Source organism: Pseudomonas sp. Q1-7, assembly GCF_028010285.1.
In the GTDB taxonomy this organism is placed as follows: domain Bacteria; phylum Pseudomonadota; class Gammaproteobacteria; order Pseudomonadales; family Pseudomonadaceae; genus Metapseudomonas.
This window is the reverse complement of sequence record NZ_CP116304.1, coordinates 5,694,814-5,709,030: the sequence shown is the minus strand read 5'-3', so window position 1 is coordinate 5,709,030 and position 14,217 is coordinate 5,694,814. Positions and strand designations below refer to the sequence as shown.

14 protein-coding genes are annotated in these 14,217 nt (G+C 67.7%); 10 read left to right on the top strand and 4 right to left on the bottom strand.

Annotation, left to right across the window (positions count from 1 at the left end):
• Window positions 1-6: 6 nt before the first annotated feature.
• Window positions 7-1,431: an aspartate ammonia-lyase gene (locus PJW05_RS26270; RefSeq protein WP_271409846.1), complete on the bottom strand. Its 1,425-nt coding sequence runs from the start codon at window positions 1,429-1,431 to the stop codon at window positions 7-9.
• 180 nt (window positions 1,432-1,611) lie between these two features.
• Between PJW05_RS26270 and PJW05_RS26265 the strand changes: the two genes are divergently transcribed.
• From PJW05_RS26265 to PJW05_RS26245, 5 genes are all read left to right on the top strand, one after another.
• Window positions 1,612-2,520 carry a LysR substrate-binding domain-containing protein gene (locus PJW05_RS26265; protein ID WP_271409845.1) on the top strand — a complete coding sequence of 303 codons (909 nt, stop codon included), beginning with the start codon at window positions 1,612-1,614 and terminating at the stop codon, window positions 2,518-2,520.
• 227 nt (window positions 2,521-2,747) lie between these two features.
• Window positions 2,748-3,239 carry a 5-(carboxyamino)imidazole ribonucleotide mutase gene (purE, locus tag PJW05_RS26260; RefSeq protein WP_271409844.1) on the top strand — a complete coding sequence of 164 codons (492 nt, stop codon included), beginning with the start codon at window positions 2,748-2,750 and terminating at the stop codon, window positions 3,237-3,239.
• A gap of 4 nt (window positions 3,240-3,243) precedes the next feature.
• Window positions 3,244-4,329: a 5-(carboxyamino)imidazole ribonucleotide synthase gene (locus PJW05_RS26255; protein ID WP_271409843.1), complete on the top strand. Its 1,086-nt coding sequence runs from the start codon at window positions 3,244-3,246 to the stop codon at window positions 4,327-4,329.
• A 95-nt stretch (window positions 4,330-4,424) separates the two neighbouring features.
• The gene (locus PJW05_RS26250; protein ID WP_271409842.1) at window positions 4,425-4,670 is read left to right on the top strand and encodes a GlsB/YeaQ/YmgE family stress response membrane protein; all 246 of its coding nucleotides are present in this window, start codon (window positions 4,425-4,427) and stop codon (window positions 4,668-4,670) included.
• 89 nt (window positions 4,671-4,759) lie between these two features.
• On the top strand, window positions 4,760-5,296 hold the full coding sequence (locus tag PJW05_RS26245; protein WP_271409841.1) for a DUF3299 domain-containing protein: 537 nt from the start codon (window positions 4,760-4,762) through the stop codon (window positions 5,294-5,296).
• Between the two features lie 42 nt (window positions 5,297-5,338).
• On the opposite strand, the gene PJW05_RS26240 is transcribed toward PJW05_RS26245, so the two are convergent.
• The 3 genes from PJW05_RS26240 to PJW05_RS26230 all read right to left on the bottom strand — a co-directional run bounded on the left by PJW05_RS26240 (window position 5,339) and on the right by PJW05_RS26230 (window position 8,258).
• Window positions 5,339-6,238 (bottom strand): D-hexose-6-phosphate mutarotase, encoded by a 900-nt coding sequence (locus PJW05_RS26240; RefSeq protein WP_271409840.1) that lies wholly within the window; start codon window positions 6,236-6,238, stop codon window positions 5,339-5,341.
• Window positions 6,239-6,343: 105 nt separating this feature from the next.
• On the bottom strand, window positions 6,344-7,720 hold the full coding sequence (locus tag PJW05_RS26235) for a TRAP transporter large permease (RefSeq protein ID WP_271409839.1): 1,377 nt from the start codon (window positions 7,718-7,720) through the stop codon (window positions 6,344-6,346).
• Window positions 7,713-8,258 carry a TRAP transporter small permease subunit gene (locus PJW05_RS26230; RefSeq protein ID WP_271409838.1) on the bottom strand — a complete coding sequence of 182 codons (546 nt, stop codon included), beginning with the start codon at window positions 8,256-8,258 and terminating at the stop codon, window positions 7,713-7,715. Before PJW05_RS26230 ends, PJW05_RS26235 begins: the two co-directional genes overlap by 8 nt.
• A 191-nt stretch (window positions 8,259-8,449) precedes the next feature.
• Here PJW05_RS26230 and PJW05_RS26225 point away from each other — a divergent pair, with 191 nt between their 5' ends.
• The 5 genes from PJW05_RS26225 to PJW05_RS26205 all read left to right on the top strand — a co-directional run bounded on the left by PJW05_RS26225 (window position 8,450) and on the right by PJW05_RS26205 (window position 14,163).
• Entirely contained in the window at window positions 8,450-9,544 is a 1,095-nt protein-coding gene (locus PJW05_RS26225) for a TRAP transporter substrate-binding protein (RefSeq protein ID WP_271409837.1), read from the top strand.
• Between the two features lie 377 nt (window positions 9,545-9,921).
• Window positions 9,922-11,076: an efflux RND transporter periplasmic adaptor subunit gene (locus tag PJW05_RS26220; protein WP_271409836.1), complete on the top strand. Its 1,155-nt coding sequence runs from the start codon at window positions 9,922-9,924 to the stop codon at window positions 11,074-11,076.
• Window positions 11,073-11,759 (top strand): ABC transporter ATP-binding protein, encoded by a 687-nt coding sequence (locus PJW05_RS26215; RefSeq protein WP_271409835.1) that lies wholly within the window; start codon window positions 11,073-11,075, stop codon window positions 11,757-11,759. The genes PJW05_RS26220 and PJW05_RS26215 overlap by 4 nt, the downstream gene beginning before the upstream one ends.
• The gene (locus tag PJW05_RS26210) at window positions 11,759-12,970 is read left to right on the top strand and encodes an ABC transporter permease (RefSeq protein ID WP_271409834.1); all 1,212 of its coding nucleotides are present in this window, start codon (window positions 11,759-11,761) and stop codon (window positions 12,968-12,970) included. Before PJW05_RS26215 ends, PJW05_RS26210 begins: the two co-directional genes overlap by 1 nt.
• Window positions 12,970-14,163 (top strand): ABC transporter permease, encoded by a 1,194-nt coding sequence (locus PJW05_RS26205; protein ID WP_271409833.1) that lies wholly within the window; start codon window positions 12,970-12,972, stop codon window positions 14,161-14,163. Before PJW05_RS26210 ends, PJW05_RS26205 begins: the two co-directional genes overlap by 1 nt.
• Window positions 14,164-14,217 lie beyond the last annotated feature (54 nt).

Genomic DNA, 14,217 nt, shown 5'->3' with positions numbered 1-14,217 from the left:
GCCTGATCAGGCCTTCAGCGGCACGAGGCGCGGCGCGATCATGTTTTCCGGGCGGAGGATGTCGGCCAGCATGGATTCGTCCAGCAGCTTCTCTTCGCGCACCAGTTCCAGCACGCCGCGGCCGCTTTCCAGGGCCTGTTTGGCGATGCGGGTGGCGTTTTCGTAGCCGATGTAGGGGTTCAGCGCGGTGATCAGGCCGATGGAGTTCTCCATCAGGGCGCGGCAGTGGGCTTCGTTGGCGGTGATGCCGACGATGCAGTGCTCGCGCAGCATGTCCATGGCGCGCTGGAGCAGGCGGATCGAGTCGAAGATCTTGTAGGCGATCAGCGGCTCCATCACGTTCAGCTGCAGCTGGCCGCCTTCGGCCGCCAGGGTCAGGGCGAGGTCGTTGCCGATGACTTCGAAGGCCACCTGGTTGACCGCTTCCGGGATCACCGGGTTGACCTTGCCCGGCATGATCGAACTGCCCGGCTGGCGCGGCGGCAGGTTGATCTCGTTGATGCCGGTACGCGGGCCGCTGGAGAGCAGGCGCAGGTCGTTGCAGATCTTCGACAGCTTGACCGCGGTGCGCTTGAGCATGCCGGAGAACAGCACGAAGGCGCCCATGTCGGAGGTGGCTTCGATCAGGTCGGCGGCCGGTTTCAGCGGCTGGCCACTGATGGCGGCGAGGCGCTCCACGGCCAGGTGCTGGTAGCCCGGGTCGGCGTTGATGCCGGTACCGATGGCGGTGCCGCCGAGGTTCACTTCGGTGAGCAGTTCGGGCGCCAGGCGGCGCAGGCGATCGAGGTCTTCGCCCAGGGTGGTGGCGAAGGCGTGGAATTCCTGGCCGAGGGTCATGGGCACCGCGTCCTGCAGCTGGGTACGGCCCATCTTCAGTACGCCGGCGAACTCTTTGCCCTTCGCGGCGAAGGCCTGGATCAGGCTGTCGAGGCTGGCCAGCAGGGCGTCGTGACCCAGCAGCAGACCCAGGCGGATCGCCGTGGGGTAGGCGTCGTTGGTGGACTGCGCCATGTTCACGTCGTTGTTCGGGTGCAGGTACTGGTACTCACCCTTCTGCTTGCCCATGGCCTCGAGGGCGATGTTGGCGATCACCTCGTTGGCGTTCATGTTGGTGGAGGTGCCGGCGCCCCCCTGGATCATGTCCACCACGAACTGGTCGTGGAAATCACCGCGGATCAGGCGTGCGCAGGCTTCACTGATGGCGGCGTGCTTTTCAGCGTCGAGGTGGCCGAGCTGCTTGTTGGCATCGGCGGCGGCCTGCTTGACCATGGCCAGGGCAACGACCAGCTTCGGGTAGTGCGACAGCGGCACGCCGGACAGGCGGAAGTTGTGGACCGCGCGCAGGGTCTGGATGCCGTAGTAGGCCTCGGAGGAGACTTCGAGGGTGCCGAGCAGGTCTTTTTCGATGCGGAAGGATGCAGCGGAGGACATGATGCTATTCATCTCTGGGGGAGCACGGCCAGTGCCGCGATGCCCAATAATCTAGGCCTCTGGCCGTTTGTCGGCCAATGCTGTTATTCGCTGGGTCATGCACAATCGGCATAATGCCAACGTGACGCGGCTTCGCCTGCGGACGTGCGCACCAAAATCGAGCATTGCCGGAAAACACCGATGAACCTGGAAACCAAGTGGCTGGAAGACTTCGTCGCCCTGGCCAATACCCGCAGCTTCTCCCAGGCCGCCGAGCGGCGCTTCGTCACCCAGCCGGCCTTCAGCCGGCGTATCCGCAGCCTGGAGGCGGCGCTGGGGCTGACCCTGGTGAACCGCTCGCGCACGCCGGTGGAGCTCACCGAATCGGGCCAGCTGTTCCTGGTGACCGCGCGCAGCCTGGTGGATCAACTGGGCGAGGTGGTGCGTCATCTGCATCACCTGGAAGGCCAGCAGGGCGAGGTGTTGCAGTTCGCCGCCGCCCACTCCCTGGCCCTGGGGTTCTTCCCGCAATGGATCGCCCGGCTGCGGGCCGAGGGACTGAGCATCGCCAGCCGGTTGATCGCCACCAACGTGGGCGAGGCGGTGCATTCCCTGCGCGAAGGCGGTTGCGACCTGATCCTGGCCTTCTACGACCCGGACGCGGCGCTGCAGATGGACCCGGAAATCTTCCCCTCCATGCACCTGGGGCGTACCGAGATGCTGCCGGTGTGCGCGGTGGATGGCGCCGGCAAGCCGCTCTACGAACTGGACAGCGGCCAGAGCGTGCCGTTGCTGGCCTACAGCGCCGGCGCCTTCCTCGGCCGTTCGGTGAACCTGCTGCTGCGCCAGCGCGCGCTGCGTTCCACCACCGTGTACGAGACGGCCATGGCCGACAGCCTGAAGAGCATGGCCCTGCAGGGGCTGGGCGTGGCCTGGGTACCGCATTTCAGCGCCCAGGCCGAGCTGGCCCGTGGCGACCTCGTGGTGTGCGGTGGCAACCAGTGGCATGTGCCGCTGGAGATCCGCCTGTACCGCTGCGCCCTGGTGCGCAAGGCGGCGGTGCGCCTGCTCTGGCGCAAGCTGGAGGGCGGGATGGGCAGCGAAGGCTGAGTCGGCGCGCCTGCCGGCACCGCGCCATCGCCAGTTAGCGCCGTCGCGCCGGGCTCTGGACGAGCGGTAAGGGCCAATGCCCGCCGGACGTGGCTTTGCGTTATACTGCGCGGCCTTCGGCCGGCCGCGCGCCCCGCGTCCCGGCCCACATCGCAGACAAGCCACGCCATCGCGTGGCTTGTTGGTTTTTGGTCGCGCCAACCGGCGCACTTTGACGAGGCACGACGATGAGCGCACTGGTAGGCGTGATCATGGGCTCCAAGTCCGACTGGAGCACCCTCAGCCACACCGCCGACATGCTGGACAAGCTGGGCATTCCCTACGAGGTCAAGGTGGTTTCCGCCCACCGCACCCCGGACCTGCTGTTCCAGTACGCCGAAGAGGCCGAAGGCCGTGGCATCGAGGTGATCATTGCCGGCGCCGGCGGTGCCGCCCACCTGCCGGGCATGTGCGCCGCCAAGACCCACCTGCCGGTGCTCGGCGTGCCGGTGCAGTCGTCCATGCTCTCCGGCGTCGATTCCCTGCTGTCCATCGTGCAGATGCCCGCCGGCATTCCGGTCGGCACCCTGGCCATCGGCAAGGCCGGCGCGATCAACGCGGCGCTGATGGCGGCCAGCATCCTCGGCGGCAAGTACCCCAAGTACCACGTCGCGCTGAAGGACTTCCGCCGCGAGCAGACCGACATGGTCCTCGACAACTCGGATCCGCGCGAGGCCTGACCCCATGAAAATCGGCGTAATCGGTGGCGGCCAGCTGGGCCGCATGATGGCCCTGGCGGGCACTCCGCTGGGCATGAACTTCGCCTTCCTCGACCCGGCGCCGGACGCCTGCGCCGCCGCCCTCGGCGAGCACATCCGCGCCGACTACGGCGACCAGGACCACCTGCGCCAACTGGCCGATGAAGTGGACCTGGTGACATTCGAGTTCGAGAGCGTGCCGGCCGAAACCGTGGCCTTCCTTTCGCAGTTCGTGCCGGTCTACCCGAGCGCCGAGTCCCTGCGTATCGCCCGCGACCGCTGGTTCGAGAAGTCCATGTTCAAGGACCTCGGCATCCCCACCCCCGAATTCGCCGACATCCAGTCCCAGGCCGACCTCGACGCCGCGGCGGCCGATATCGGTCTGCCGGCCGTGCTCAAGACCCGCACCCTGGGCTACGACGGCAAGGGCCAGAAGGTCCTGCGCAAGCCCGAGGACGTCGTCGGCGCCTTCGCCGAACTGGGCAGCGTGCCCTGCATCCTCGAAGGCTTCGTGCCGTTCACCGGGGAAGTTTCCCTGGTGGCGGTGCGCGCCCGCGACGGCGAGACCCGCTTCTACCCGCTGGTGCACAACACCCACGAGAACGGCATCCTGCGCCTGTCCATCGCCAGCAGCGACCATCCGCTGCAGACCCTGGCCGAGGACTACGTCGGCCGCGTGCTGGAGAAGCTCGACTACGTCGGCGTGCTGGCCTTCGAGTTCTTCGAGGTGGACGGCGGCCTGAAGGCCAACGAAATCGCCCCGCGCGTGCACAACTCCGGCCACTGGACCATCGAAGGCGCCGAGTGCAGCCAGTTCGAGAACCACCTGCGCGCCGTCGCCGGCCTGCCGCTGGGCTCCACCGCCAAGCTGGGCGAGAGCGCCATGCTCAACTTCATCGGCGAAGTACCGGCCGTGGAGAAGGTGGTCGCCATCACCGACTGCCACCTGCACCACTACGGCAAGGCCTTCAAGGCCGGCCGCAAGGTGGGTCACGCCACCCTGCGCAGCGCCGACCGCGCCACCCTCGACCGGCAGATCGCCGCTGTCGAAGCCCTGATCGCCAAGGCCTGACGGGCCGCGGCCGCCCCGCAAGGGGCGGCCGATGGCGAGCCGCCTCGCGGACAACTAGGCTCAGGCATGCCTCAACTACCTTCGGAGGGCATGTCATGGGGATCATCAGCACCATCTTCATCGGGCTGATCGTTGGCCTGGTCGCACGCTTCATCAAGCCCGGCGACGACAGCATGGGCTGGATCATGACCATCCTGCTCGGCATCGGCGGTTCGCTGCTGGCCACCTATGGCGGCCAGGCCATCGGCATCTACCAGGCCGGCCAGGTGGCGGGCTTCATCGGCGCGGTGGTGGGCGCGGTGGTGTTGTTGGTGATCTACGGACTGGTGAAGAAGAGCTAGCGAGCCGCCTTTCGGCAGGGCTGGGAACCGGCACGGCGAGGCTTTAGTCTTAGCGCCTGTCGCTTCCAGCCCGATTCACGAGTCTTCCCATGCGCCGTCTCGCCTGCCTGCTCCTGCTGTTCTGCTGCACCCTCGTCCGTGCCGAGCTTCCCGAAACCGACTGGCTGGAACTGATGCCGCCCGAGGACCGCAAGGCCCTTGAGGACATGCCGGAAATCAGCCACGACAGCCCTGAGCTTGACGGCACCTTCGGCCAGAAAGGCGGCCTCAAGCAGCAGGACAAGAACCTGCCGGCGGTGATGTATTCGGCGAAGACCGTGGCCGCGCTGGACGGCAAGACGATCCACATCGGCGGCTACCCGGTGCCGCTGGAAAGCGACGCCAAGGGCCGCAGTACGCTGTTCTTCCTGGTGCCCTACCCCGGCGCCTGCATCCACGTGCCGCCGCCTCCGCCGAACCAGATCGTGCTGGTGCGCTACCCCAGGGGCATCCAGCTCGACGACATCTATGCGCCCATCTGGGTCGACGGCACCCTCAGGGTAGAGCCGGTCAGCAACGACCTGGCCGACGCTGCCTACGCGATGGACGCCGGCAGCGTGCGCCTGGTGGAGGAAGAGGATCTGTAGGCTGGCCGGCCGAGTCCCGGCGGCGGCCTTGTTCGCCGTGGCTTACAGCGGCTCACTGGTGATGCTGACCACCACCCGCTGCTCCTCCCCCGGCTTGAGTACGAGCATGTCGCCCATCACCCGCGCCGTCTCGATGCAGAGCATCCCCTGCCAGGCGTCTTCGGCGAATTGCGACAGGCGCCTGGACTTGTCGATCCATGGGTTCCAGACCACGGCCGAGGAGGAGCCTTCGATGTCCAGTTCGATACGGCGCTTCCAGGCGCGGTCGACCAGGGCCATGCGCTTTGGCGTATCCAGGTAGATGCGGTCGGTTTCGCCACTGAAATCGAGGTTTCCCTGCTGTTTGCGCAGTTGCCAGTCTTCCAGGGTTTCGATGTAGCGGCAGCCGTCCAGGCCTTGCAGTTCCACCTCGCGGATATCGCCGACGGCGAAGTAACTGTGCAGTGCCTGGCTCAAGGCCAGTGGGGTGTCGCCGCTGTTGCGGGTCGAGAGACTGAGTTGCAGGCGCTCGCCCAGCAGGATGGTCAGCTTCAGCTCGGCGGCATGGGGCCAGCCGGGCAGGGGTTCGCTGGCGGTATCCAGGGCGAACTCCAGGCGCACGGCCGGGCCTTGGCTGTCGATGCCCAGCAGGGTCCAGTCGCGCTCGCGCACCAGGCCGTGGGCCGGGCAGATCGGGCCGCCCTGGTGCATGCCCTGGATTTCGGCCGGGTTGCGCCGCAGGTCGCCGAACCACGGCCAGCACACCGGTACGCCGCCGCGCACGGCCGTGCCCTTCTGGTACGCCGCCTGGTCGCTGAGCCAGATCAGCGGCGGTTCGTTGTCGCGCTGATAGCTGAGGACCTGGGCACCCTGCTGGGCGACCAGCAGTTCGGCGCTGTCCGTGCGCACGCGCCAACAGGTGAGTTCGTCGAGTTCGGTACGTTCAACCAGGGGACTGGGCATCAGAGGCTCCTCCTCGGGGCGTTTGATCCATTGGACCGCGCCAGGGCGGGTTTTCCAAGGGGGGAGTGGGACGACGCCCGTCAGGGACGGGCGTCGCCGATGGTGTCACTGCCCGTAGAGCTGGTTTGGCAGCCAGGTGATCAGCTGCGGGAACACGTAGGCGACTATCAGCATCAGCAACTGGATCGCGATGTAGGGAATGACGCCGCGATACATGGTGCTGGTAGAGACCGAGGCCGGTGTCACACCGCGCAGGTAGAACAGCGAAAAGCCGAAGGGCGGGGTGAGGAACGAGGTCTGCAGGTTGAGGGCGATCATCACGCCGAGCCACACCGGGTCCAGGCCCATGGCGAGGAGGACGGGGCCGACGATGGGCACCACCACGAAGGTGATCTCGATGAAGTCGAGGATGAAGCCCAGCAGGAAGATCACCAGCATCACCACGAAGAACGCGCCCAGCACGCCGCCCGGCAACTGGGTGAACAGGTCCTCGATCAGCACTTCGCCGCCGAACCCGCGGAACACCAGGGAAAACAGCGAGGCACCGATCAGGATCAGGAACACCATGGCGGTGATCTCGGTGGTGCCGTAGGCGACTTCGCGCAACTGGCCCAGGCTGAACTTACCCTTTGCCAGCGCCAGCAGCATGGCGCCCAGCGCGCCCAGCGCCGCCGCCTCGGTGGGGGTGGCCAGGCCGGCGAGGATCGAACCCAGCACCGCGCCGATCAGCAACAGCGGCGGGAGCAGGGCCTTGACCAGCTTGCCCCACTCGATGGGGCCGAGTTCTTCCTGGGGCAGGGCGGGCAGCTTCTTCGGTTGCAGGATGGCGACCGCGACCAGGTAGAGGATGTACAGCCCGACCAGGACCAGCCCCGGAATCAGGGCGCCGACGAAGAGGTCGCCCACGGAGACGGTTTTCGGCGAGTAGATGCCCATCTTCAGCTGGGCCTGCTGGTAGGCGCTGGACATCACGTCGCCCAGCAACACCAGGATGATCGACGGCGGGATGATCTGCCCGAGGGTGCCGGTGGCCGCGAGGGTGCCGGTGGCGATGGCCGGGTCATAGTTGCGCCGCAGCATGGTCGGCAGGGCCAGCAGGCCCATGGTCACCACCGTGGCGCCGACGATGCCGGTGCTGGCGGCGAGCAGCGCGCCCACCAGGCACACGGAGATCGCCAGGCCGCCGCGCAAGGTGCCGAACAGGCGCGACATGGACTCCAGGAGGTCTTCGGCTACCCGGCTCTTTTCCAGCATCACCCCCATGAAGACGAAGAGCGGCACGGCGAGCAGGGTCTGGTTGTTCATGATGCCGAAGAGGCGGTTCGGCAGGGCGTGAAGGAAACTGGGGTCGAAGGTGCCGGTCAGCACACCGATACCGGCGAATGCCAGGGCCATGCCGCCCAGGGTGAAGGCCACCGGGTAGCCGGCCATCAGCGCGATGCAGATGCCGACGAAGAGCAGGATCGCCATGAGCTCAGCCATGTTTCTTCTCCTGCTCCGGCAGGCGGCCGCCGATCAGGTAGCCGCACTTGATGAGGATGGCCACGCCCTGCAGCAGCAGGCTCACCACCAATACCAGGATGATGCTTTTCTGCAGGTAGACGAGGGGCAATCCGCCGGACTCGCTGGATTTCTCCAGGGTCGACCAGGAGGCGCTGACGTAGTCCCAACTGTTCCAGCCGAGGAACAGGCAAACCGGGATCAGGAACAGCAGGGTGCCGAGCATGTCCACGAGGGCACGCCGGTGGCCGGAGAACTTCTGGTAGAAGATGTCGACGCGGACGTGGCCTTCGCGGTGCAGGGTCCAGGCGGCGGCACCCATGAAGACCAGGGCGTGGGCGTACATCACCGACTCCTGCAGGGCGATTGCGCCGATGCCGAAGCCGTAGCGCAGCACCACCACCACGGCGGTGCCGACTACCAGGAACAGGGTGAGCCAGGCGCAGGCCCGGCCGAATAGGGCGTTCAACGCATCCAGAGCGTGTGCAACGCCCAGCAAGGAGGGTGTTTTTGCGGTCATCGCAGGTCCTTATCATTATTGGAGGGGGACGGGCCGCTGATTTCTATCAGGTCGGCGCTCGCTTGGACAGAACGCTACAACTTTAGTCCAGCAGGCTAGGCTGGTTGCTGATCTGATGCCCATGTTCAGGCAATCTGGCGGGGCAGCATGTAGAAGCCTGAAAAGACCGTTACAACAATAAGGAGTACTGCATGAAACGTCGTGAAATCATCGCCGCCGCAGGGGTGGGCCTGGCGGCTGCCGCATTGGCCGGTTGCGATAAGAAGGAGCAGGCCGCATCGGGGCCGCAGAGCGAAGCGCAAACCTTCAACTGGAAGATGGTCACCTCCTGGCCGAAGAACTTCCCAGGCGTCGGTGTGGGTGCCGAGAACTTCGCCAAACTGGTCGAGGAAATGAGCGGCGGCCGCCTGAAGATCAAGGTCTACGCCGCCGGTGAGCTGGTCCCCGCGCTGGAAGTATTCGACTCCGTGTCCCGCGGCACGGCCGAGATGGGCCACGGGGCGCCCTACTACTGGAAGGGCAAGGTGCCTGCCGCGCAGTTCTTCTGCGCCCTGCCGTTCGGCCCCAACGCCCAGGAAATGAACGCCTGGTTGCACAAGGGCGGCGGCCTGGAACTCTGGGAGGAGGTGTACAAGCCCTTTGGCGTCCTGCCCATGGCCTGCGGCGCCACCGGCGTGCAGACAGCCGGCTGGTTCAACAAGGAAATCAACAGCGTCGAGGATTTCCGCGGCCTGAAGATGCGTACCCCGGGGCTGGGCGGCGAGGTGCTGACGAAGATGGGCGGCACCGTGGTCAACCTGCCGGCCGGTGAGATCTTCACCGCGCTGCAGACCGGCGCCATCGATGCCACCGAGTGGATCGGTCCGTACAACGACCTGGCGCTCGGCCTGCACAAGGCGGCCAAGTACTACTACACGCCGGGTTGGCAGGAGCCCAACGTGACCTTCGAGCTGGACGTCAACCTCAAGGCCTGGGAAAGCCTTCCGGACGACCTCAAGGCCATCATCCGTGCGGCTGCGCGTGACGTGAACGGCGACATGCTGGATGACTACAACGCCCGAAACATGGAGGCCATGGAAAAGCTCAAGGCCGAGGGTGTGGAGGTGCGTCGCCTGCCCGAGCCGGTGCTGGCGAGACTCAAGGAGGTCGCCTCCGAGGTCGTCGAAGCCAGCGCGGCGGCGGACCCGGCGGCGAGCAAGGTGTGGCAGCAGCAGAAGGCCTACCTGGAACGCCTGCGCACCTACGCCGAAGACAACGAAAAACTGATCTACAACATCCGCGGCTGACCTGCCGCTCCCCGACGCCGGCAGTTGTGCTGCCGGCGTCGTTCATTTCGCCCGGCCTGGGCGCTCCGTCAGTTTCCCGGCACACCCCCGCGAGCGGTACCGTGGTGCCATTTTCCTGTTGATCTGACAGGGATTTCCCCGTGGGCAGCGGTATCCTTCGGCCCTTTTGTCGGCTTTTCTCCCCACGTGGTCGCGCGCTTTTCCGGCCTACCCGGCGTGCCGCGCCGCGGGCTCGATCGGCTCGTGCATTGAATCGACGGGATTTTTTGTCTCCCTCCTGACGCTCCCCCGTGTTCACGCCTCGCCCAGGGCGTCGGAGAGGGGTGGTGCTGTCGACCTAGACTCAGCTTGAGTCCCGACAACGGGAGAGCGCCAGCATGCATAAGCTACTGATAATTATTCCTATTTTTGCCTCCCTGGTGGCATTGGCGGGGTTCTGGGCGCGCCCCGATCCCGTCCCTGTGCAACTGGTGGAGGTGGCCAAGGGCGAGGTGGAAACCCTGGTCGCCAATACCCGGGCGGGAACGGTGAAGGCCTGCCGACGTGCGCACCTGTCGTTCAAGACCGGCGGCCAGGTGAGCGAGCTGCTGATTCACGCCGGGCAGCGGGTACAGGCCGGCGACGTGCTGATGCGCCTGCGCCAGGACGACCTGCAGGCGCGGGTGGACGAGGCCCGTGCACGGCTCGATGCCCAGCGCAACCGGCGTGAACAGAGCTGCCGCCAGGCCAGCCAGGACCAGCGCGACCAGCATCGCCTGGAACGTCTGGCCGAGCGCAAGTTGGCGTCCCAGGACCTGCTGGACCAGAGCGCCACCCGTGCGCGGCTGTCGCAGCTCCTGTGCAGCGGCGGCGAGGCGAGCATCCGCGAGGCCGAGGCCAGCCTGGAACTGCAATTGGCGCAACTGGACCAGGCCACCCTGCGCGCGCCCTTCGCCGGCATAGTCGCCGAGATCAACGGCGAGCTGGGCGAGGTGGTGACCCCCTCACCCCCGGGCATCCCGACGCCGCCGGCGGTGGACCTGATCGACGACCAGTGCCTGTATGTCGAGGCGCCCATCGACGAGGTGGATGCGGCCCTGGTGCGTCCGGGCATGCCGGTGCGCATCACCCTCGACGCCTTCCGTGGGCGCAGCTTCGAGGGGCAGGTGACCCGCATCGCGCCCTTCGTCCGCGAGTTGGAAAAACAGGCGCGGACGGTGGACGTGGAGGTGAAGTTCCAGCGGGTACCGCCGGACCTAATGCTGCTCAGCGGCTACAGCGCCGATGTGGAAATCCTTCTGGCGCAGCGCGAGCAGACCCTGCGGGTGCCCACCGAAAGCCTGCTGGAGGGGGGCAAGGTGCTGCGTTACGACCCGAGCAACGGCCACCTGCGTGAGCAGAAGGTGGAGATCGGCCTGGCCAACTGGCGCTGGAGCGAAGTGAAGGGCGGGCTGGCCGCCGGTGACCGCATCCTGCCGAGCCTGCAGCACGAGGGCCTGGCCGACGGCAGCGTGGTCAGCCCCAGGGGCGACGCCGGGGAGGCGCGGCCATGATCCTCATGCACCAGGTCAGCCGCTGCTTCCAGCTGGGCGAGCAGCGGGTACGCGGCCTTGACCGCCTCGACCTGGAGGTGGCCGATGGCGAGTACCTGGCGATCACCGGGGCGTCCGGCTCGGGCAAGTCCACGCTGCTGAACATCCTCGGCCTGCTGGACGCGCCGGACAGCGGCGAGTTCTGGCTGGACGAGGAGCCCACCGCCTGTCTGGATGAGGAACGCCGCGCGGCCTTGCGCAGCCGCCTGATCGGTTTCGTCTTCCAGTCCTTCCACCTGATACCGCGCCTCACCGCCCTGGAGAACATCGAGCTGCCCATGCTGCTGGCCGGCGTGGAACCCGCCGAGCGCCGTCGCCGCAGCTTGCGCCTGGCCGAACGGCTGGGGCTGCTGGAACGCTTGCGGCATCACCCCGCGGAACTCTCCGGCGGCCAGCGCCAACGGGTCGCCATCGCCCGCGCCATGGTGATGCAGCCGCGCCTGTTATTGGCCGACGAGCCCACCGGCAACCTGGACAGCCAGTCCGGCGCCGAGGTGGTGGACTTGCTGGAGGAGCTGAATGACGAAGGCCTGACCCTGATCCTGGTGACCCACGATGCCCAGCACGCCGCCCGCGCTCGCCGCCGGATCCAGATGCGCGACGGCTGCATCCTCAGTGACCGGCGCCAGGGAGCGCTGGCCTGATGGCCCCGCTGGACGCCTGCCGCTTCTGGCTTGGCGCCTTGCGCGGGCACCGTTCGCGCAGCCTCATGCTGGCGCTGGCGATGGCCGTGGGGGTGTTCTTCGTGACCCTGCTGGGTGGCCTGGGAGAGGGCGCGCGGGCCTATGTGCTGGGGGAGTTCGCCCTGCTCGGGCGCGATCTCCTCATCGTCCTGCCGGGACGCAATGAAACCACCGGCGGCATGCCGCCCATCACCGGCATGGCGCCGCGCCCGCTGACCCAGGCCGATGCCGCCGCCCTCCGCCGCCTGCCGACGGTGCGTCGGGTGGCGCCGCTGCATGTCGGGCAGTTAGAGATCAGCCACGACAACCGCCACCGCGAGGCCCTGACCCTGGGCACCACCCGCGACTTCTTCGCCATTCGCCAACTGCGCCTGGCACAAGGCCGATCGCTGCCGGAGCTGGAGCCGGGGCAGGCGGATGAGGTCTGCGTGATCGGTGCCCGCTTGCGCCGCGACCTGTTCGGCAGTGCCCCGGCCCTGGGCCAGTGGCTGCGCGCCGGCGACCGGCGCATGCGGGTGATCGGGGTGCTCGACGAGCGCGGCGAATCCCTGGGCATGGACTTTTCCGAGGCACTGATCGTCCCGGTGGCCAACGCCGAGGCGCTGTTCGATCGCGAAGGGTTGTCCCGCGTGTTCGTCGAAGTCCGGGGGCCCAGCTACCTGGACAGCGCCCGCCGGCAGGTGCTGGCGACCCTGACCGAGCGTCACCAGGGCGAGGAAGACGTCACCCTGCTCAGCCAGGACGCCATGCTCGCCGCCTTCGACGGCATTCTCGGCGGCCTGACCCTGGCGTTGGCCGGCATTGCCGCCATCAGCCTGCTGGTGGCCGGCATCCTGATCATGAACGTCACCTGGATCGCCGTGCTGCAGCGCACCGCCGAAATCGGCCTGCTCAAGGCAGTGGGCGCCAGTTCGGCGCAGGTGCGCCTGTTGTTCCTCGGCGAGGCGGCGCTGCTGGCGTTGCTCGCCGCCGCCGCCGGACTGGCCCTGGGCGAACTGCTGCTGTGGCTGGGTCGGCTGGCCAGCGGCCTGCCGCTGCACGCGCCCTGGTGGGCGCGGCTTGGCGCGCCGTCCCTGGCCGTGGCGGCGGCGCTGCTGTTCGCCTGGCTGCCGGCCAGCCATGCCGCGGCCCAGCCTCCACTGCAGGCCCTGCATCCGCGGGGTGGCGGCTGATGCGCTGGCGCGACGGCCTCGGCCTGTGTGGCTCGGCCCTGCGCAGCCAGCCTCTGCGTAGCCTGCTGACCCTGCTCGGGGTGGCCATCGGCATCGCCGCGGTGGCGCTGCTCACGGCCATGGGCGAAGGGCTGCGCAACCGGGTGCTGGACAGTTTCGCGCAGTTCGGTACGCGGGTGGTCACGGTGCGCCCCGGCACGCTGTCCAGCGGTGGCCTTGGTGGAATGCTCGCCAGTGCGCGGCCGCTGACCCTCGCCGATGCCGATGCCCTGGGGCGGCTGCCCCATGCCGAAGCCGTGGTGCCGATCATCCAGGGCAACGGCGATATCCGCGCCGGCGGCCGCCAGCGGCGGGTGGATATCCTCGGTACCGGCTCCCAGTTGGCCGCTGCCTGGCGGGTGCGCATGGCCCTTGGGCAGTTCCTGCCGCCATCGCGGGACGGCCGCACGCCGCCTTACGTGGTGCTGGGCGCGAAGCTGAGCGTCGAGCTGTTCGCCGGCGCCAGCCCGGTGGGCCAGCGGGTGCGGGTGGGGGGCATGAGTTTCCGGGTGATCGGCGTGATGGAAAGCAAGGGCAACCTGCTGGGCTTCGACCTCGACGACATCGCCTACATCCCGGTGGACTGGGCGGAAAGCCTGTTCAACCGCGAGGGCCTGGTGAAGGTGCATGTGCTGTTCGACGAGCGCGCCCCGCCGGAACCCTTCGCCGAGTCCGTGCGCCAGTTGCTGGTGGAGCGGCATGGGCGCGAGGACTTCCGCATGACCTCCCAGGACGACCTGCTGGGCAGCCTGAGCCGTCTCCTCGGCCTCGTCACCCTGGGCGTCGCGGCCCTGGGGGGTATCTCCCTGGTGGTGGGGGCGGTGGGCATTCTCACCATCATGACCACCACCGTCGGCGAGCGCACCGCCGAGATCGGCCTGCTGCGCGCCGTTGGCGCCGCGCCACGGCAGGTGCTGGTGCTGTTCCTTGCCGAAGCGACCCTGCTCTCGCTGCTGGGCGGCGCGCTGGGCCTGTTGCTGGTGGCGGTGCTGCTCGGGATGCTGCACTGGCTGGTGCCGGGGTTGCCGCTCAGCCTGAGTCCGCCGTTGGTCTTGCTGGCGCTGCTGCTGTCGGCGCTGGTGGGCATGGGGGCCGGCCTGGCGCCGGCCCGTCGCGCCGCGAAGTTGCGCCCGGTGGAGGCGCTGCGTCTCTGACCTGCGGAGCGAATTCACGTGAACGTGGACGCCACGTCCCCAGGGCGTGGTGAC

Bases quoted from the DNA above. Each gene is read 5' to 3' on its own strand.
- PJW05_RS26205 (WP_271409833.1), top strand. From the start codon at position 12,970: ATGCGCTGGCGCGACGGCCTCGGCCTGTGTGGCTCGGCCCTGCGCAGC.
- PJW05_RS26245 (WP_271409841.1), top strand. From the start codon at position 4,760: ATGCGCCGTCTCGCCTGCCTGCTCCTGCTGTTCTGCTGCACCCTCGTC.
- purE (WP_271409844.1), top strand. From the start codon at position 2,748: ATGAGCGCACTGGTAGGCGTGATCATGGGCTCCAAGTCCGACTGGAGC.
- PJW05_RS26220 (WP_271409836.1), top strand. From the start codon at position 9,922: ATGCATAAGCTACTGATAATTATTCCTATTTTTGCCTCCCTGGTGGCA.
- PJW05_RS26235 (WP_271409839.1), bottom strand. From the start codon at position 7,720: ATGGCTGAGCTCATGGCGATCCTGCTCTTCGTCGGCATCTGCATCGCG.
- PJW05_RS26270 (WP_271409846.1), bottom strand. From the start codon at position 1,431: ATGTCCTCCGCTGCATCCTTCCGCATCGAAAAAGACCTGCTCGGCACC.
- PJW05_RS26250 (WP_271409842.1), top strand. From the start codon at position 4,425: ATGGGGATCATCAGCACCATCTTCATCGGGCTGATCGTTGGCCTGGTC.
- PJW05_RS26265 (WP_271409845.1), top strand. From the start codon at position 1,612: ATGAACCTGGAAACCAAGTGGCTGGAAGACTTCGTCGCCCTGGCCAAT.
- PJW05_RS26210 (WP_271409834.1), top strand. From the start codon at position 11,759: ATGGCCCCGCTGGACGCCTGCCGCTTCTGGCTTGGCGCCTTGCGCGGG.
- PJW05_RS26240 (WP_271409840.1), bottom strand. From the start codon at position 6,238: ATGCCCAGTCCCCTGGTTGAACGTACCGAACTCGACGAACTCACCTGT.
- PJW05_RS26255 (WP_271409843.1), top strand. From the start codon at position 3,244: ATGAAAATCGGCGTAATCGGTGGCGGCCAGCTGGGCCGCATGATGGCC.
- PJW05_RS26230 (WP_271409838.1), bottom strand. From the start codon at position 8,258: ATGACCGCAAAAACACCCTCCTTGCTGGGCGTTGCACACGCTCTGGAT.
- PJW05_RS26215 (WP_271409835.1), top strand. From the start codon at position 11,073: ATGATCCTCATGCACCAGGTCAGCCGCTGCTTCCAGCTGGGCGAGCAG.
- PJW05_RS26225 (WP_271409837.1), top strand. From the start codon at position 8,450: ATGAAACGTCGTGAAATCATCGCCGCCGCAGGGGTGGGCCTGGCGGCT.